Annotated in this window: 18 protein-coding genes, 1 pseudogene and 1 other annotated feature; of the genes and pseudogenes, 2 read left to right on the plus strand and 17 right to left on the minus strand. The window is 48.5% G+C overall.

Annotated elements, in window-relative coordinates; all coding sequences use genetic code 11:
* Both HP568_RS28045 and HP568_RS28050 read right to left on the minus strand, forming a co-directional pair.
* Positions 1 to 265: pseudogene (locus HP568_RS28045) on the minus strand (Hsp20/alpha crystallin family protein); the annotation flags it as partial.
* 84 nt (positions 266 to 349) lie between these two features.
* Positions 350 to 1,711 (minus strand): LCP family glycopolymer transferase, encoded by a 1,362-nt coding sequence (locus HP568_RS28050; protein WP_173630825.1) that lies wholly within the window; start codon positions 1,709 to 1,711, stop codon positions 350 to 352.
* A 236-nt stretch (positions 1,712 to 1,947) separates the two neighbouring features.
* Between HP568_RS28050 and HP568_RS28055 the strand changes: the two genes are divergently transcribed.
* The gene (locus HP568_RS28055) at positions 1,948 to 2,877 is read left to right on the plus strand and encodes an NAD(P)/FAD-dependent oxidoreductase (RefSeq protein ID WP_173630826.1); all 930 of its coding nucleotides are present in this window, start codon (positions 1,948 to 1,950) and stop codon (positions 2,875 to 2,877) included.
* A 14-nt stretch (positions 2,878 to 2,891) separates the two neighbouring features.
* Positions 2,892 to 3,365 (plus strand): NUDIX domain-containing protein, encoded by a 474-nt coding sequence (locus HP568_RS28060; protein WP_173630827.1) that lies wholly within the window; start codon positions 2,892 to 2,894, stop codon positions 3,363 to 3,365.
* Between the two features lie 74 nt (positions 3,366 to 3,439).
* On the opposite strand, the gene HP568_RS28065 is transcribed toward HP568_RS28060, so the two are convergent.
* The 15 genes from HP568_RS28065 to ftsZ form a co-directional block, all read right to left on the minus strand.
* Positions 3,440 to 4,813 carry an MFS transporter gene (locus HP568_RS28065; protein WP_173630828.1) on the minus strand — a complete coding sequence of 458 codons (1,374 nt, stop codon included), beginning with the start codon at positions 4,811 to 4,813 and terminating at the stop codon, positions 3,440 to 3,442.
* Between the two features lie 15 nt (positions 4,814 to 4,828).
* The gene (locus HP568_RS28070) at positions 4,829 to 5,980 is read right to left on the minus strand and encodes a mandelate racemase/muconate lactonizing enzyme family protein (protein ID WP_173630835.1); all 1,152 of its coding nucleotides are present in this window, start codon (positions 5,978 to 5,980) and stop codon (positions 4,829 to 4,831) included.
* The gene (locus HP568_RS28075) at positions 5,967 to 6,740 is read right to left on the minus strand and encodes a TraR/DksA C4-type zinc finger protein (protein WP_048033734.1); all 774 of its coding nucleotides are present in this window, start codon (positions 6,738 to 6,740) and stop codon (positions 5,967 to 5,969) included. The genes HP568_RS28070 and HP568_RS28075 overlap by 14 nt, the downstream gene beginning before the upstream one ends.
* Before the next feature lie 152 nt (positions 6,741 to 6,892).
* Complete coding sequence (gene ileS / locus HP568_RS28080) at positions 6,893 to 9,670, minus strand: isoleucine--tRNA ligase (RefSeq protein ID WP_048033735.1); 2,778 nt, start codon at positions 9,668 to 9,670, stop codon at positions 6,893 to 6,895.
* A 46-nt stretch (positions 9,671 to 9,716) separates the two neighbouring features.
* Positions 9,717 to 9,984: a binding site (T-box leader), on the minus strand.
* A gap of 90 nt (positions 9,985 to 10,074) precedes the next feature.
* Positions 10,075 to 10,566: a DivIVA domain-containing protein gene (locus HP568_RS28085; protein ID WP_007717747.1), complete on the minus strand. Its 492-nt coding sequence runs from the start codon at positions 10,564 to 10,566 to the stop codon at positions 10,075 to 10,077.
* A gap of 100 nt (positions 10,567 to 10,666) precedes the next feature.
* The gene (locus tag HP568_RS28090; protein ID WP_048033736.1) at positions 10,667 to 11,440 is read right to left on the minus strand and encodes a YlmH family RNA-binding protein; all 774 of its coding nucleotides are present in this window, start codon (positions 11,438 to 11,440) and stop codon (positions 10,667 to 10,669) included.
* A 12-nt stretch (positions 11,441 to 11,452) separates the two neighbouring features.
* Positions 11,453 to 11,716 carry a YggT family protein gene (locus HP568_RS28095; RefSeq protein ID WP_048033737.1) on the minus strand — a complete coding sequence of 88 codons (264 nt, stop codon included), beginning with the start codon at positions 11,714 to 11,716 and terminating at the stop codon, positions 11,453 to 11,455.
* Positions 11,717 to 11,747: 31 nt separating this feature from the next.
* Positions 11,748 to 12,176, minus strand: a complete 429-nt coding sequence (locus tag HP568_RS28100) for a cell division protein SepF (protein WP_048033738.1) — start codon at positions 12,174 to 12,176, stop codon at positions 11,748 to 11,750.
* 42 nt (positions 12,177 to 12,218) lie between these two features.
* Entirely contained in the window at positions 12,219 to 12,917 is a 699-nt protein-coding gene (locus HP568_RS28105) for a YggS family pyridoxal phosphate-dependent enzyme (protein WP_173630829.1), read from the minus strand.
* Positions 12,918 to 12,937: 20 nt separating this feature from the next.
* Positions 12,938 to 13,768, minus strand: coding sequence for a peptidoglycan editing factor PgeF (gene pgeF, locus HP568_RS28110; RefSeq protein ID WP_173630830.1), 831 nt, complete (start codon positions 13,766 to 13,768; stop codon positions 12,938 to 12,940).
* 81 nt (positions 13,769 to 13,849) lie between these two features.
* A complete protein-coding gene (locus tag HP568_RS28115) occupies positions 13,850 to 14,128 on the minus strand; it encodes a YlmC/YmxH family sporulation protein (protein WP_048033741.1) in 279 nt (92 codons plus the stop codon).
* 161 nt (positions 14,129 to 14,289) lie between these two features.
* Positions 14,290 to 15,069, minus strand: coding sequence for an RNA polymerase sporulation sigma factor SigG (gene sigG / locus HP568_RS28120; protein ID WP_007717728.1), 780 nt, complete (start codon positions 15,067 to 15,069; stop codon positions 14,290 to 14,292).
* A gap of 149 nt (positions 15,070 to 15,218) precedes the next feature.
* Complete coding sequence (gene sigE, locus HP568_RS28125; protein WP_007717727.1) at positions 15,219 to 15,941, minus strand: RNA polymerase sporulation sigma factor SigE; 723 nt, start codon at positions 15,939 to 15,941, stop codon at positions 15,219 to 15,221.
* A 2-nt stretch (positions 15,942 to 15,943) separates the two neighbouring features.
* The gene (spoIIGA, locus tag HP568_RS28130) at positions 15,944 to 16,906 is read right to left on the minus strand and encodes a sigma-E processing peptidase SpoIIGA (protein WP_173630831.1); all 963 of its coding nucleotides are present in this window, start codon (positions 16,904 to 16,906) and stop codon (positions 15,944 to 15,946) included.
* A 236-nt stretch (positions 16,907 to 17,142) separates the two neighbouring features.
* The gene (ftsZ, locus tag HP568_RS28135; RefSeq protein WP_048033743.1) at positions 17,143 to 18,291 is read right to left on the minus strand and encodes a cell division protein FtsZ; all 1,149 of its coding nucleotides are present in this window, start codon (positions 18,289 to 18,291) and stop codon (positions 17,143 to 17,145) included.
* Positions 18,292 to 18,342 lie beyond the last annotated feature (51 nt).

Consider the following 18,342-nt stretch of genomic DNA (forward strand, 5'->3'; position numbering starts at 1 on the left):
AATCGTCTACCTGCCCGAAACGCATCGATTTTTCCTTCGTCTTTTTTTTTCCCTTTTTCACGGGTGGTACATTTGGCGCGGCGGCGGTGGCCGTCTTTTGTGCTGCTTGCTTGTTGAGCGTCGCGATATTCTCCCAAAAATTCGTATCCAGCATTTGTCCCATCTGGCTCAATGCTTTCCATGGATGATCTGGGTCAAAGCCGAGCTTGGACAAACTTTCGGATGCTTTTTGCAACTGTTTCATGGTCTCTTGCAGGTTTTTCATCACTTCCGCACTCCCTTCCCAGCAAAGGCAAGACTGTCTATGTACAATAGAATATGTGCTTTTGCCTGGGGGGTGTGCTCATGATCATCCAGTTTGCCCTACATCAGCACTATCTGTCGCTGGTGCAGGTGGAGCCAAAATATCTGGTGGTGGCATGTTGCTGTCCGTTGGCTCAGGATGGGATTGGCCGCCATTTCCATCTGGTACAGTCGGCGCTGTTACAGGCTCCTGTGTTGGTTTTGGAGCCGTATTTGGTGGTGGTGTGGCTGGTTTTTGTGTTTTTGGCTGCTCTTTTGTACCTGTCGTGGGCTTGGGATTCGGAGCTGGCGTTCTCTTCTCCGCTTTCATTTCGACCTTGGCTACTTCCGCTACGGCTGCATCACTGAGCTGTTCGCTCGATCCAGCTACACCCACTTCTGTTTGCAGGGCAGTTCGAACCGCTTGCATGTTCTCCCTCGGCCACAAGGAATACGGAGAGCTCCAGATCGCCCCATTATCCAAAGTAACCATGTTGCTTGACGAAAAGCTGGCAAAATCGAGTGCCAATCCTTTAATTTGGTCTGTCGAGAGGTCGGTTTTGATATGCTTACCAACGGTATCCAGCACAGCTGTCAAACTCGTTAATCCATCCATCGACATGCTCTTTTCTGCCACGGCACGAATCACCTGCTGCTGTCTACGGTTGCGATCGAAGTCGCTCGAGTTGTAAGCGTCTCCACGTCTGTCGATGCGATGACGGACGAAGCCGAGTGCCTGCTCTCCGTTCAATACTTGTTTCCCTTTTTTCAAATTACGGTATACCCCTTGCTTCGGCAATTCATATACGAGATCGCGATCTACGTCAACCGTAATCCCGCCCAGCTTGTCAATGACCGCTGTGAAGCCCTCAAAGTCAAGCTGCACGTAATGCTCAACCGAGATTCCCAGCATGTGATTCAATGTTTTTTTGAGCATCGTCATGCCATTTTCTGTAACAGGCTTTCCTTTGATTTCCGCATCTTTCCTGATATTTTCCCCTAATGCAAATACTTCATTGACCTTGTGGTAGCCAGGATAGCCTGGGATTTGAACCCGGGTATCACGAGGCAACGATACCATGCTCAGCTTTTGCGTAACCGGATTGGCGACTGCGACGACGAGAACATCCGTGTTCAACATGCCGATGTTTTTGCGCGTATCCACCCCGACAATGACAAAGGCGATTGATTTCTTTTGTTCGTACGGCTTTTCTACTACAGGTTGATCCGGCAGCTTGTAAGGGTCTTCCGTTACGATGTCCAGTGTCTTGTTAAACTGGTTGAGGGCGAAGCCTGCTCCTACAGCCAACAAACAGAGGAACAAGCAACCCGCCAAGAGCAGATACATCCGCTTGCTTCGCTGGCCACGCTTGATCCGTTTACGAGGCTGTTTTGCAGGAGCTTGAGGCTTGTCATTCTTGGCTTGCACGTTCGGTTCACTCCTTTTTTAAATCACAGGGTCCATAGTGCTTTGGGCTTTTCATTTTCAATATATTCTGGAAAACTTTCGTCCCATTTTACCACAAAATGCCTTCAAAATGTAGAATCCTGCCGATTCAACTCGAGCGGTTTTCCCTCTGAGTTCTTGCACTTGCGAATCGAAACAGGTAGTCTAAAAATGAGGAAAATCAGATAGATGAATAAGGGAATCGGAGGGACTTGAGAGTGGAACACATACAGGTGCTGATCGTAGGTGGCGGCATCGCAGGGTTGTCCGCAGCAATATGGTGCCAACGATTAGGTCTTTCTTGTCTTCTTATCGAAAAAACGGATCGACTCGGCGGCCAACTGCATCACATTTACAACGAGATTACCGACTTTCCGCCCCTTGTATATGACCAGGGAGCTGCCCTTGTAAAGGTACTGATTGCACATCCTTTCATCCAGCAGCCAAACATACGATTGAACGAAGCCATTCTTTCCATTGATCGGGAGACGAAACAGGTAATCACTTCGAAATCCGTTTATCGTGTCGACTATCTACTCATCGCCACAGGAGTCGGCTGGAATGAAATACCGGCCCTCGCTGATTGTCCGAGCGTCCTGTCGCCTTGGTTTTCTACAACTGCCCAAGCGCACACCATCGCCGGGCAAGACATCGCCGTGATTGGCGGAGGAGATCGTGCATTAGAGAGTGCAGCAAATTTGAGCTTTCATGCCCGACAAGTCTATCTGTTGGTTCGGAGCAATGAGTGGCGTGCTCGTCCCGAATGGCAAAAGAAAATCACAGGCCTCCCCAACATCCAAGTCCTGTGGGAAACACAAGTAAGTGACTATCAGGACGAAGAGGCACGGACGGTTCTGACACTCATCTCTACGCGCGCAGATAATCCAGAGACGATCGTAGTCGATTGGATTCTGCCGCGAATTGGTGTTCATGGAAACACAGCGGGTCTCGAGGGCTTGGACACGTTTGGCGATGACTATTTGCAAACGGATTCGTATCAACGCGTCAACTCTCCATGGATTTACGCAGTCGGAGATGTGAGCAACGGAGCCGCTTATGCGAGTTTGTCACTGGCAACTGGTCAAGCGATGAAGGCGGTCAAGCATATTTCCTTGCAAATCCAAAATAACAGATCAATGAGCCTGTAGAAGGAGAGCTTTGCATGTACGCTTTTTACGACGATTTTGGCTTACCTGTCAAGCTAACCTTTTCCTCCGAAGAGTATCGTAACCACCAAGCAGGTCACGTGCTGATCTTCGCTTTTTATCAAGGAAAGCTGTTATTTACTCGCCATCGTACACGCGGCGTGGAGCTACCAGGGGGAAAAGTAGAAGCGGGTGAAAACAGCCTGGCGGCAGCAGTTCGTGAGGTCTATGAAGAAACCGGCGCCATTCTGGAAGGGATTGAGCGCATCGGACAGTACACCATCGACGACTCGATGCGAAAAGATATTTATATCGCGAAGGTAGCACATTATACAAACCAGCCAAGCGGCTCAGACGTGCTTGCCACCATTGTGTTTGCGGATATTCCGCGAAATCTAAAAGGCAATCAGGAGTTTAGCCGCATTCTCCAAGATGATGTGTACCCGCTCGCACTTGAACGAGCTTTACGTCATCCCTTTGCGGAGTCCTAACCATCATAAACAGGCTCGTCCCTGTCGCTCCCCGATATTGTATTCGGTGAGAATGACCGACAGAGACAGCCTGTTTATTGTTTTTCCTTTTCCTTCTTTCCAGACAACACACGCTTGACGAGCTCATTGGGATCAAAGCCGTACTTTTCGATGGCGCTCTCACGCTGTACCTCGTGTACCGTTTCTGGTTCAATTCCCAGTACCTCTGATATTTGCCGCCACCCTTTCGTCTCGCTGTCTTTTGCCCCTTGCCCTTGCTGCTCTACCTGCTTGGGCTTCAAGAAAAAGATCGCAAGCACAGCGAAAACGAGCGATAAACCTGCGATCGATAGAAACATGACCGTCCGAGAAATTCCGAGCAACCAGGTAAAAATAGGCGGGCCAATCGCAACACCGATAAAACGGACACCGCTATACAAAGAAGTAATCATACCCCGCTCTGTTTTTTGTACGGCCCCAACGATCATGGAGTTCAAGCATGGTAAAATCATCCCCGTTCCCACGCTACCGATGACCAAAATGCCTATGAGGACATAAGCCCCTTTGACAAAGCTGGCCAGAATGTAAGACGTAGCCAGCAAAAACATGCCGATTATCACAAACAAACGCATCAGCTTCAGCTTCTTTTTGATAATGATTCCTGTCACATAGGCCGCTATACTCATCACGAGCAAGGGAATCGCCAAAAAGAAGCCTTTGATGACACCATCAATCTTATATTTTTCCTCCAATAAGTCAGACAGGTAAAACAGTACCCCAAACAACGTGAACAAGCAGATGCTCCCAATAAAAAACGCGGGGACAAGCCATTTTCCATGCTGTTTAAACACCTGCGCGATCGAATGCATGTACTGCTTAACGGGGAGCGGCTTCTTATCCTGTTTCTTTTCCTTGGTCAGAAATAAAAACATCAGGAGGACGACACCGCAAATAATTGGAAAAGCTAAAAAGACCATGTACCAAGAAATGAGAGCAAGCAAGGAGCCAAAAATCGGACTTAATACTTTTCCCATCCCGTTGGATGTCTCCAAGAGCCCCAATGCCCTACTCTCCGAAGCGCCATCGAACAGATCCCCTACCAATGCCATCGCGATGGGCGCTGTACCGGCGGCCCCGATCCCCTGCAAGACACGCCCTCCCATGATAGCCATATAAGGTTGATCTATCCACAACGCGGCAAGCCCTGCGACCAAACCACCCAGACCATACAGAGCAAGGGAGATGATAATGACGATTTTTCTCCCAAATCGATCCGACAAATAGCCGGCAAAAGGGATCACAATACCTGCTGCAATCGAAAAAGCGGTGATCAACAAGCTCGACTGTAAAGCGGTGAGCTTCATTTCTGTTTTCATTGTAGGCAGTACAGGGATCAGCATCGAGTTGCCCAGCACCATAACGAGTGGAACCCCGACGAGCCCAATCAGGTTTTTCGCATTTTGTGCCATACGAAACTCCTTGTCTTACGCATAAGCGCTACCGTCCCAGCGCAACGCGTTAATAATCTCCCAGTCAGGTTCAATGCCTATTCCCACGCCAGTAGGAAGCGTCACTTCGCCATTTATGGGTCGCAGCGGAAACAATTGTGTAAACGGGTTCTCCATAACGTCCCATTCGACAGGCTCAATCGGATGGCTATCCATCTTGGTCCATGCCAGCAAGCACGCCTGTGCAAATAACGTATACAATCGTGCCAGTGATCCGTCAAAGGAATGTGGAGACACGCGATAGCCAAACTGACGGGCCATTTGCAGATGCGTTCGATAATCGTCAATGCCCCCCGTATGCATCAGGTCAGGCTGAGCAATATCGATGGCCCCGCCCTCATACAAAGGCAAAAACTGTGCGCAGCGAATCAAGTTTTCTCCTCCAGCAAGCGGAATGGATATAGCTGCACGAAGCTTGACATATTCGTTTGTGCGATCCATGGGCATCGGCTCCTCCAGCCACAGCCAATTGCCATAACGGGAAAAAAGCCCTTCCCACTTCCTTGCAGTCGCACAGTCGTAGCTCTGATTGGCATCTACCGCTACGTGAACTTGTTCCGGTAGCAAATTCATCAGTTTTTCGATATGCGTCTGATCCTCTTGAACAGAGCGCCCGCCAATTTTTACTTTCACCATTTTGAACCCATCGTCGACTTGCTGGCTGACTTGCTTCCATGACTGCTGCATCCAGTCTGCTGTTTCACGGTAAGATTGGAGGGAAGCATATACCGGGATGCCAGAATGAATCTGGCCTCCCCACAGTTGACACACAGATAGCCCCGCTGCTTTCGCCAAAATTTCCGTAAGTGCCATACTGACACCTGAAGCTGATCGCTGATGCCACTTTCCTATGACATCGACTATGGCTACTCTGTTATCCACCTGCTTACCCAACAAGTACGGGATGATGCGCTCACAAAAGCCCTTATGGAGCGTCGGCAGCCAATCGATAATTTCTCCCCAGCCATCGATTCCAGCCCTCGTGATTATCCGAATGAGATAACTGGTTCGATAACGCTTATACCCATTTGCATCGCCGTAAGCTTGCGATAGACGTTGTAGAAGCGGATACGTTTCCACGCGCTCAATTTGCAGGTCAAAGACCGCTACCTGATCATGAGTAGTCATCCATGCCCTCTCGTTCTGCTTGCTCTCCCTCGTAATCGTCATACGAGAGGAAATTTCCTTTCCCTTCTCCTTTTCTCATGTACTCCTCATACGTCCCGCTTCTCATAAAATGCACACTGTCCGGTCCGTGATAGCCCTCAATATCGGTATAACCGATTTCCTCTACAGCTTCTACAAAGCCATCCGGCTCATTGCTCTCGATATACATTTCGTCGTAATCCGTTTTATCGGGTTCCTGGTACGAGAAAGGCGTGCTGGATGTCCCCCATGACTCGACAATTTGCCAAGCATCCTCACCATCGAATCCGTTCTGTCCTTCTTTTTCATCCAGAGATGTACGTCCGAAAGGCGGCTGCAAAAACTGTTCCTCGATCGGACGTGACTCGTTGATTGACGGCGCTGGTGCATGCTCCTTGCACGTTTGTGCCTGAGGCAGTGCTTCCAGTCGCTCCACCGGTATTTGCTCTCCACAGACCGTACAGAGGCCGTAGGTGCCTTCCTCCATACGCAGTAGCGCCTGATCAATCTCTTTTAATGTCTCACGATCGAGACTGTCTAGGGCCAAATCTTTTTCCCGTTCAAACATCTCACTGCCGATATCTGCCGGATGATTATCGTACATGGCAAACTCTTGCAAAGAGGTTGTCATCGGTTCTCTCATGCCATAATGGTCCTGTACGCGGTCTTCCAGTTCTTTTTTCTGTTCCAGCAGCTTTTCCCGGAAGCTGGCCACCATCTTTTGGTCCACGCTGTACACCACCTTTGTTTGGTTTCCTCAACAGGTAGTATGTCTTGGTCCCGTAGGAAATATGACCACGAAACGGTCATGGCCGTTTTGGTGGTTCGCATATGGCCTATCACAGCAAAAAACCTGCCACCCCCAAAGGGAATGACAGGTTAATCAACCGATTTTTATTCTGTTACATGTGCGTAATGTTGTTCTACGACATCTGCGCAACGCACGCAGAGCGACGGGTGCGACTCGCGAGTGCCAACATCCGGTTTCACTACACGGCAACGCTCGCATTTACCACCGTCTGCGGCCGAAACCACAGTAGCAATTCCTTCGAGTTGTACTGCTTCTGCCGGAGCAGAACCGCTGTGTACATCCACGTGAGCTACGATGAACAGGTCAGCGAGATCGTCCATTGCTGCCAATGTTTTCGCAACTTCTTCCGTTTGTGGGTACAGAGCCAGCTTCGCATCAACGGAGTTACCGAACACCTTGTTGCGGCGCGCTTCTTCCATGGCTTTGAGAACCTCGTCACGAATCGCCAGGAACGCATCCCATTTGCTCTCTGCTTCTGCTGCAAAGCTGAGATGTTGTTCATCGCCTTCTGGCATGTCCGTCAACTGCACACTCTTCTCTTCCACGCCTGGAATGAACGCCCACACCTCATCGGCTGTGTGCGGCAACAGTGGAGCAACCAGCTTCACCAGATTGAGCAAGCAATCGTACATCACTGTCTGTGCAGCGCGTCGTTTCAGACTATCTGGCGCTTCTACATAAAGGCGGTCCTTGCAAATGTCCAGATAGAACGCGGACAAATCAATGACGCAGAAGTTGTGAACAGCATGGAAAACGGTATGGAACTGATATTCATCGTACGCTTTGCGTGTACGCTTCGCGACTTTTGCCGCTTTCGCCAGAACATAACGGTCCAGCTCTCCCAGCTCTTCGTACGCTACGCGGTCTGTTGCTGGATTAAATCCATCCAGGTTACCCAACAGGAAACGGAACGTATTGCGGATTTTGCGGTACACCTCAGCGATCTGGTTCAGAATCGCATCGGAAATCCGCACATCAGCCTGATAATCAACAGAAGCTACCCACAGACGCAAGATGTCTGCGCCCATCTTGTCAATAACTTGTTGAGGCACGATGACGTTACCGAGGGATTTGGACATTTTGCGTCCCTCTCCATCCAATGCAAAGCCGTGGCTCAGGACGGATTTGTAAGGAGCTGTGCCATACACGGCAACACCCGTCGAGAGAGAAGAGTTGAACCAGCCACGATACTGGTCAGAGCCTTCCAGATACATGTCGGCTGGCCAAGCAATGCCTCTTTCGCGTAAAACAGCCTGGTGGCTGGAACCAGAGTCGAACCAAACGTCCATAATATCCGTTTCTTTACGGAAATCCTTGCAATCGCATTTGGTGCAAGAAAGCCCTTCTGGAACCAGCTCATTTGCTTCACGGGAGAACCATACTTTCGATCCTTCTTTGCGGAACAGATCAGCAACATGGTTGATTGTCGTGTCGTTAATGATCGGTTCGTTACACGATTTGCAATAGAAGATTGGAATCGGAACACCCCATACACGTTGACGGGAAATGCACCAGTCGCCACGATCCGCAATCATGTTTGCCAGACGAGTTTCTCCCCAATGCGGAATCCATTTTACATTTTTAATCGCTTCGAGCATTTGTGTACGGAATCCGTCGATAGACGCGAACCATTGCTCTGTCGCGCGATAAATAACCGGTTTTTTCGTACGCCAGTCATGTGGGTAAGAGTGGGTGAAGAAATTGAGCTTCAAGAGTGCTCCGTTTTCTTTCAGCTTTTCTGTAATCACTTTGTTGGCATCTTCGTAGAACAGACCTTCAAAGCCTGGTGCCTCGTTGGTCATTTTACCTTCGTGATCTACTGGGCAAAGGACACCCAAATTGTATTTTTGACCAATGTTAAAGTCATCTTCCCCGTGTCCTGGAGCAGTATGAACGCAACCAGTACCTGCATCCAAGGTTACATGCTCACCCAGGATGAGTGGAGACTTGCGATCGTAGAACGGATGCTGCGTTTCTACGCCTTCCAGATCTTGACCTTTAAAGGTCGCGAGAATCTCTACGCCTTCCCAGCCAATTTCTTTGCTCGCAGCTTCAATCAGACCGTTGGCTACGAGGAATTTGCGGCCATCTACCTTCACTACGTTGTACTCGAGTTCAGGGTTCAGGCTGATTGCAAGGTTTGCTGGCAATGTCCACGGAGTCGTTGTCCAGATAACAACGCCTGTTTCTGTATCCAGCTTGCCTTTTCCATCTGCTACCTGGAAGCTGACGTAAATAGAAGGAGAGCGCTTGTCTTTGTATTCGATTTCTGCGTCAGCCAGAGCCGTCTCAGAGGACGGAGACCAGTACACGCAACGCAGACCTTTGTAAATATAACCCTTTTTCGCCATTTCGCCGAATACGCGAATTTGGTTGGCTTCATACTCAGGCAGGAGTGTTACATAAGGGTTTTCCCAATCTCCACGAACGCCCAGACGCTTGAATTGGTCGCGTTGCTTGTCGATGTAGGACCAAGCATACTCTTCACAGCGCTGGCGGAAATCGTTCACTTCGATGCTGCGACGATCCAGCCCTTGTGCATTGATAATCGCTTGCTCAATCGGCAAACCATGTGTATCCCAGCCTGGGATGTACGGCGCATAAAAGCCTGCCATGGATTTGTAGCGAACGATGAAGTCCTTGAGGATTTTGTTCAGTGCGTGACCGATATGGATGTCTCCATTCGCATACGGAGGGCCATCATGCAAGACAAAAGACGGGCGGTCTTTCGTACGATCTAACACCTGTTGATAAATATTTTGCTCTTCCCATACCGCTTGCATCTGTGGCTCGCGGCTTGGCAAATTTCCGCGCATGGGGAAATCTGTTTTTGGTAGCGCTAAGGTTTTGCTGTAATCCATGGCCTGATTCACTCCTTAAATAAATAAAAGCCTTCACTCATCCCATAAAAGGGACGAGAGAAAGCTCCCGTGGTACCACCCTGATTGAACAAACCCGTACGGCAAAAAGCCTTCATCGGATTTGTTCCACTTCACTCATTCGTAACGGGAATGACACGCTCACTTACTCACCTGTTTCACCATCAAGGTTTTCTGGGCTTTCGGATATTGAACTCCCGGGTGATTTTCTGCGAAAGCAACTGGCCGGGTTTTCACCTTTTCCCGGCTCTCTAGGCAGTGCTGGCTCACGTACTCTTCCCGTTCATCGTCTATGATTTGGATAAGCCTGTTTAACTACGATAAGTGCTTTGTTTCGAAAAAGTTGTCTTTCATTATAATACCATCATTGCTCGAACGTCAATGATTTATTCAACTGTTACAGGCGAATCAACTTGTGGCTGTTCAATGCTATCCCAATCGCCATTCTCCAGCATTTCCAACTGTGCTTCCAAAAGTGTCCGAAAGCGCATTCGGTAAACCGAAGCACGTTTTTTTAATTCTTCGATTTCGATTGCGATTTTGCGCGACTTCGCCAGTGCTTCATTGACAATTCGGTCTGCATTTTTCTCGGCTTCTTTTAAGATGAGCTGCGCTTCTTTGCGGGCATTCGACTTCACGTCTTCCGCTGTCTCCTGCGCCACCAGAATCGACTTGCTCAAATTTTCTTCCAAGCTCTTATAGTAATCTACGCGTTCATTCAAAATGGCTACGCGTTCTTCCTGTTCTTTTTTCTCTTTTATCAAGAGCTCAAAATCTTTGATCACCTGATCGAGAAATTCATTCACTTCGTCAATGTTATACCCGCGAAAGCCTGTGCTGAATTCCTTATTGTGTATATCCAACGGCGTTAATGGCACATGAACCCCCCACTTTTCCCGATAATTCGTATTCAATCATTTCGACAGGATTAGCAGTGTTTCCTGCCGTATTTTACAATTTTTTGCGCCATGGTCCATCTTATGTAACCAGTCCGACAATCATGCGAAGTCTTCCGCTGCGTGTTGGACCTGCTACCTCAAGAATTTTGAACCGACCATAGCCCGCTAGAGACACCATATCACCCATCTGAAGTTGATAAGATGGGTCTTCGATTACTTTCCAGTTGATTTTTACTTTTCCCGCTCGAATTGGCACCAATGCTTTTGCGCGAGACATATTGTGTACTTCTCCGATGATCGCGTCAATCCGCGGTGAAGGCACGGTGATCGTTTTCTCTACAAACCTGGGTGCAGGTGGTGTGAACGCCTCCCATGCTACCCGCTCAAACTGAACAGATGTCCGATGAATTTGCGTCACCTGCGCACAGACAAAATCAGCGACTTCCTCTGCTACAATCGCGTAGCTCCCAGCTGAATCTGTCAGCATATCTCCGAATTTCTCCCGCTTCATCCCGACACCCAGCATTGCCCCCATCACATCTCGATGCTCCAGCACATGAAAGCGCTGATCAGCCTTGATTGCCAATAAGGTAAGGCGATAATCCTCAGGCTCGACAGGAAGGTACTCCGGATGGACGATAATCCGAACACGCTCTGCCCCCTCGTAGCCTCCATAAGAAGAAACCTTCACATCGGTTACTTGGGAAGATAGACTCTGAAAAATCATCAACTGCCTCGGGTCTACAAAATCAGTAAGGCGCATGGCCTGCTTCCGCTCTACTTGCGTCAGCATTTCCAGCGCCCGTTCAACAAAGGGACGTTCTTCTTTTGAAAAATGGTCAAATATGCTCATCGTTTCACTCGCCTACATGATTTGTTGCAAAATGGCGAACAGGCCAGATTGGGCAAAGCGCAGTGCAATCAATGCGACAATGGGGGAGATATCGATGAAGCCGAGCGGTGGGATAAACCGGCGAAATGGAGCCAAATAAGGCTCAACCAGTTTTTCCAGTAACTGTCCGATGCCTGTACCTCTCATTTGAGGAACCCATGACATCAAAATGTAAGCAATAATCATGTATTGATATACCGTAAAAACAAAGTTTAAAACCGAAAAGACAGCAAACATTTGCTCACCCTTTTAATTTCGTCTTAATTGGCTACTCTTCCAATACGCTGGAGATCGTACCCTGAATATCTACATGGTCAGGCGTGCACACGAAGATCGTGTCTCCGACCTTTTGGATATCTCCGTTTAGTGCGTAGACCGTCCCGCTCAAAAAGTCGATAATTCTTTTAGCTTGGTCTTTTTCCACGCGATGGAGGTTGACCACAACCGGTCTACGATGACGCAGGTTGTCAGCGATATCCTGTGCATCGCTGTAATGACGGGGTTCACAGAGAATCAAACGGATTCCCTCCTTTTCCCGTGCTTGAAACGGTACCACGTTGTTAGATCGGCCGATCGCTGGCTGGCGTTTTTGCGAGGACTCTTGCTCTTCTCTTTCCTCTTCCACCGTTGTTGTCTCTTCGATGTATTCCTCGTTCTCTAACCCCAGAAACCCCATCAATTTATTCATAACACCCATACTCTTCCTCCTCTCTTACTCCGTGGTTTGGTCTGTTTTCCTTTACTCTGGCTTGACCAATACCGATCCCAAACGAATATATGTAGCTCCCTCTTCAATGGCCACTTCAAAATCACTAGACATGCCCATAGACAGCTCTTCCACCTGTGCGTGAGGGAATGCCATTTCGTTAATCCGTTGCTTCCACTCATAGAGGCCACGGAACACCTGTCTGGCTTCCTCTTGGTTTTCGACAACAGGCGCCATCGTCATTAATCCGACGATACTTATATGTTTCATATTACTGGTTTCGCGCAAAAAAGCCAATACGTCATTGGGACTAAGCCCAAATTTTGTCTCTTCGCCGGATATATTGATCTGCAAAAAGCATTTTACGACATGATCCAACGCTTCACCGCGTCGATTCAGCTCTTGTGCCAAAGAAAGTCGGTCCAGAGAATGGATGTACGGAAATCGTCCCACGACTTCTTTTGCCTTGTTCGTCTGGAGATGCCCGATAAAATGCCAGATCCCTTTATTGCCGTGGAGCTGGTGCTTGGGCAGGGCATCCTGTACGCGATTTTCCCCGATATTCTCTACGCCTACAGCGAGCAAGTCCCCAATGGCATCTGCATCGACATACTTGGTCACGGCAATAATTTTTACTTCCTCACGTTTGCGGTTCGCCCGATCGCAAGCAGCCTGAATTCTTGCTTCGATGGATTGCAGTCGTTCTTTTAACAATTCTTGTTCCTTGGTCATAACGAACCCTTCCCTTTCTTCTACAGGTTTTCCTTCCAGCCGATATAGGAAGCCATGCGTCCAGTCGTCCCTTGTATCCCGGCTTCCTTGCGATGAGAGAAAAACAAGTCTGTTCTGCAGCTTGTACACCAATCTGTGGATAAAATATTCCCTGATGAAATGCCTGCTTCGAGCATTATCGCTGTGTTTAGCTGACGAAGGTCCAGCATATACCGCTCCCCTGTCGAGGAGATGACTGCTTTTTCCCATTCGCCTGCACAAATGCGTACCTGCGTCATGATTCGCTCATCGACTTCATAGCAACAGCCGCCAATGGATGGGCCAATTGCGACGCGGATATCCTCTGGCTTTGCTTGATAGTGCTTCGTCATGGCCTTCACCATTTCCTCGGCAATACGGCCTACTGTCCCTTTCCAGCCTGCGTGCGCAAGTCCGATTGCTCCCGATTGGGGATCCAGAAAATAGAGGGGAACACAATCTGCATAAAACGAGGTCAGCATGACTCCTTTTTCAAGGGTAAACAAACCATCCGTTGCAGATATGACGTCCTCCAGACTTTCTTTTCCCGCACCGCCTGCTGTGACCTGACAAACCCGATTCCCGTGCACTTGATCGGCGCATGTCCACGCCGTAAAAGACATCCCGACTTGTTCTGCCAGCTTGCGTCTATTGGCTACTACGTTTGCAGATTCATCACCCACGTGTAGCCCCATATTAAAAGACCCGTACGGTTGTTCACTTTCCCCGCCTGAGCGAATGGTAAACCCCGCCACTAATCCAGGAAATTGTTGCTCCCACTCTGTTAACGATAAGATTGACTTATCCTCTACCCTGACAAATGGTTCTCTCATGCTGTCACCTTCCTCATATGGCTAATCATACCATAGCCGAAAAGAAAAGAAAGGCTATCCGTGCCTTTCTCCCTTTACGCGTTAGTATTCATCTCCACCAGAAGTTTTCGATTCAACTTTAAGTGCTTCTTCCATCCGAACAAGCACTACATCTTTCCCGATCTTCACAATATTACGCCAGGGTATAACGTAATCGTTCCCGGCTGAAAAGAAGCCGAGAAACTTGCCTGGTCCCGGTACGACGATTGCCTCTACACGACCGTGACGCAGATCGATCTCCAAATCTGAAACTTGCCCAAGACGTTTCCCATCGAGAATATTTACCACTTCTTTGGTCTGGAAGTCAGAGATTTTTACCATTCTTCCTCACCTTCTTTTCTCCGTTACTTTCAGTATATGAGTCCAAAGAGGAATATGTCCGCTTCTTTGCCAAAAAGTAAAGACGAAGGAAAACTAACTTTTCTACTCGTACAAAAAACCCGAACGGTACAAGACCGCCGGGTCGCCTATGTCGTTTCTCCTTACGATTGAACGTGCTTTTGCATATGGGCAATTGCCGCTTTTTCTAATCGAGAGACCTGTGCCTGCGAGATACCGATTTCCTCTGCTACTTCCATCTGCGTTTTTCCTTCGTAAAAGCGCATGGATAATATCATTTTTTCTCGGTCACCTAGCCGCTGCATTCCCTCACGAAGCGCAATTTCCTCTACCCACGTGACATCTTTGTTCTTCTCGTCACTAATCTGATCCATGACGTAAATCGGATCGCCGCCATCCTGATAAATCGGTTCAAACAATGAAACCGGATCTTGGATCGCATCGAGTGCAAACACGACGTCTTCTTTGGCTACGTTCAATTCCTGAGAAATCTCGATAATGGTAGGCTCTCTCGAATGTTTGTTGGTCAGATTGTCACGCACCTGCAAGGCCTTGTACGCGATGTCTCGCAAAGAGCGGGAAACGCGAATCGGATTGTTGTCCCGTAAATAGCGTCGAATTTCTCCGATGATCATCGGTACGGCATACGTAGAAAACTTCACATTTTGTCCGAGATCAAAGTTGTCGATCGCTTTCATCAATCCGATGCAGCCCACTTGAAACAAGTCATCCACGAACTCTCCGCGATTGTTGAACCGTTGGATTACGCTAAGCACCAGTCGCAAGTTGCCGTTGACCAGCTTCTCGCGAGCAGCCAGCTCCCCACTTTGCAGGCGCTCAAACAATTCCCGCATCTCTTTGTTTGTCAACACCGGAAGCTTGGAGGTATCTACCCCGCATATCTCTACCTTATTGCGCGTCACGTCTTTCCCTCCTCGAAGCAAGAAAAAAGTCCCTAACCCGGTTGTCTTGAAAGGCCGCGTAACTGACGCGTAGCCGACCAAGAAGGTGGCAAAAACCACCATCTGTTTCGGTTTAGGAACAGTATCCCCCCAAGCTGGGAAAATATGCGTTAGACCATCTTGTTGAATTCTTTTCGCAACCGTTTTATAATTCGCTTTTCCAAACGCGAAATATACGACTGTGAGATTCCCAACAAATCCGCTACATCCTTCTGTGTCTTCTCCTCTTCTCCCGCTAAGCCGAAGCGCAGCTCCATGATGATTCTCTCTCGGTCAGACAGCTTATCCAGTGCTTTTTTCAGCAGCTTTCGATCCACTTGATCCTCGATATTTTTATAGATCGTGTCATTTTCCGTACCCAAAACATCTGACAGCAACAGTTCATTGCCATCCCAATCAATGTTAAGCGGTTCATCAAAAGATACCTCTGAACGAATTTTATTATTGCGACGAAGGTACATGAGGATTTCGTTTTCGATACAACGAGAAGCATAGGTTGCCAGCTTGATGTTCTTGTCTGGATCAAAGGTGTTCACTGCCTTGATCAAACCGATGGTGCCAATGCTGACCAGGTCCTCAATGTTAATTCCCGTATTCTCAAACTTGCGGGCGATGTATACGACCAGACGGAGATTGCGTTCAATTAGCATTCCGCGGACAGCCGGATCACCAGACGGCAGCCGTCCGAGCAGCAGCTCCTCTTCTTCTCTGGTCAACGGTGGAGGTAATGCTTCACTCCCGCCAATATAATAGACTTCTTCGGCGCGTACACCAAGCCAGAGCAAGATTCGGTACCAGGTCAATTGGAGTTGTAGGCGAAGTTTTACATACATGATTAGCCCTCCTGTTTGAGAATAAAGGTTGTTTCATTTGTATCATTTTCCATCATCGCTGGGTGCACGATGGCCTGATACTTGCCGTCAGCGGCCAACGGGATCGGGTTAAGCCCGATTAACACCCGTTCTGTTTCAAAACGAATCCCGTCTTGCACGACCATGACATGGTCTGGTTTGATTGCGAGCAAAAAATCCATACCTCTTGACACACTGCGATACGGGATCAAGCGTACCCGAGACTGCCATTCCAGCGGCAGATGGTCCCAAGATCCGTCCAGCTTCTCCCACACTCCACCGTTTTCATCGGCTTGTCGGAGAAGCGACGGCGGAAGCAAATGTGCAAACATGCGATTCTCCATAATCATGACGGGTATGCGTGTAATCGGTTCGTGGAGCTGGTTTCCTGTATCCACAAGTCCACGGCAAATGACTTTTTCCCCTGCCAACGTAACGACAACATCGACGAGAAAGGTTTCGATCCTTCGCGGCTCCTGGATTGCGCGGTAGCTCTTTTTCCCGAGAAAAAAGATCAGGATAAAACCAATCAGAACAATCCCCAAAGTAGGCTTGAACCCAACGCCAAACCCATCATTATGCGTGACCACCAGTCCATTGACAATTTCACTCTGCGGTGCCAAAAAATACTGTAGCCCAAGCACTCCCCCTCCGAACACAAATGCGACGAAGTAAAAAATGATCAAGTTTTGCGCAAAGGACAACAACCTCCTGTTCCCAAAACCAATCCACAGCATGATGACTGAAAAGAGCAGTTTGACCCACCATTGATACATGGAAGAAAATACAGGAAAAAAGAAAAAAACCAGATACACGGAGCCAAACAGAGAGGCAAGTATCATTCTCCACCACACCATGCGCTCTTTACGAAAATAAGCAGTAAACCAGAGTAACAAGGTATCAATAGCCACATTCAGGAGTAGAATGATATCAAGATACACAACCACTTGCTTTCCCCCTCATCTTTTGACCGACTTGGCAGCAAGCATGTGTCCTAGCAAAAATGGCAAATAGTAGGACGACTTCTATCAGTAAAAGCAGTATATATCAATGTGTATGTAAAGTCTGTCAATTCTTGACGGTGTTTTTTTGGTTTTTTTGTCTAACATTTTTCATCCAATCAACGAAAAAAAAGCCTTGTCCCCACTGACGGGAACAAGGCTTTTGACAGTCGTTTTTCGCTTTAGTTTTTGTTGCGGCGGCGATTGCGCAGGAATGCTGGAATATCCAGATTATCCAGGTTGCCCATGGAGAAGAAAGACTTGTCTTCCTCTTCTTCCTTCGGACGGCTGTTATTCGTATTGGAAACTGGTGTCGGACGATTGCCAGGCGTATTGATCGGCTGTTGTTGACGGCGTGGAGCTTCCGCCGCGCGTTGACTATGCTCGAAGCCTGTAGCAATTACGGTCACTACCAATTCATTTTTCAGATCCTCGTTAATTACCGCACCGAAAATCATGTTAACATCTGGGTCCGAAGCAGAAGATACGATATCGGCTGCTTCGTTTACTTCGTACAAGCTCAGGTTGGTACCGCCTGTGATATTCATGAGAACACCGCGTGCACCATCAATCGCAGTCTCGAGCAGTGGGCTGGAAATAGCGCGACGAGCTGCTTCAGCCGCACGATTTTCGCCGCTGCTTACACCGATTCCCATGAGAGCAGAACCGCGCTCAGTCATGATTGTCTTCACGTCAGCGAAGTCCAAGTTGATCAATCCAGGTACCGCAATCAGGTCGGAAATACCTTGAACCCCTTGTCGCAGTACGTTGTCAACTTCGCGGAACGCTTCGAGCATTGGCGTATTTTTATCAACGATTTCCAAAAGACGGTCGTTAGGAATCACGATCAGTGTGTCTACTTTTTCTTTCAGAGCAGCGATACCGATCTCACCGTGCTGGGAACGTCTACGACCCTCGAAGGAGAATGGACGGGTTACTACACCAACTGTAAGAGCACCCATTTCCTTCGCGATCTCTGCAACAACAGGCGCTGCACCTGTACCCGTACCACCACCCATACCAGCAGTTACGAATACCATGTCAGCTCCACGCAGAGCGTTTTCAATCAAATCACGGCTTTCTTCCGCCGCTTTTTTACCGATCTCGGGATTCGCACCAGCTCCAAGTCCACGTGTCAGCTTTTCCCCGATTTGCAGCTTGATATCTGCACTAGAGAGCTGAAGTGCTTGCGCGTCGGTGTTCAAGGTGATGAATTCTACACCCTTTACTCCACCTGCGATCATGCGGTTTACTGCATTGCTACCTCCGCCCCCGCAACCAATGACTTTAATTCGTGCAAAGGATTCCAAGTCCATATCAAATTCCAGCATATTGCTAGTCCTCCCCAATTCAACATAAGAAAACTTCGTGGCTACAGAAGC

Origin of the sequence: Brevibacillus sp. MS2.2 (genome assembly GCF_013284345.1) — a bacterium.
GTDB lineage: Bacteria > Bacillota > Bacilli > Brevibacillales > Brevibacillaceae > Brevibacillus > Brevibacillus brevis_C.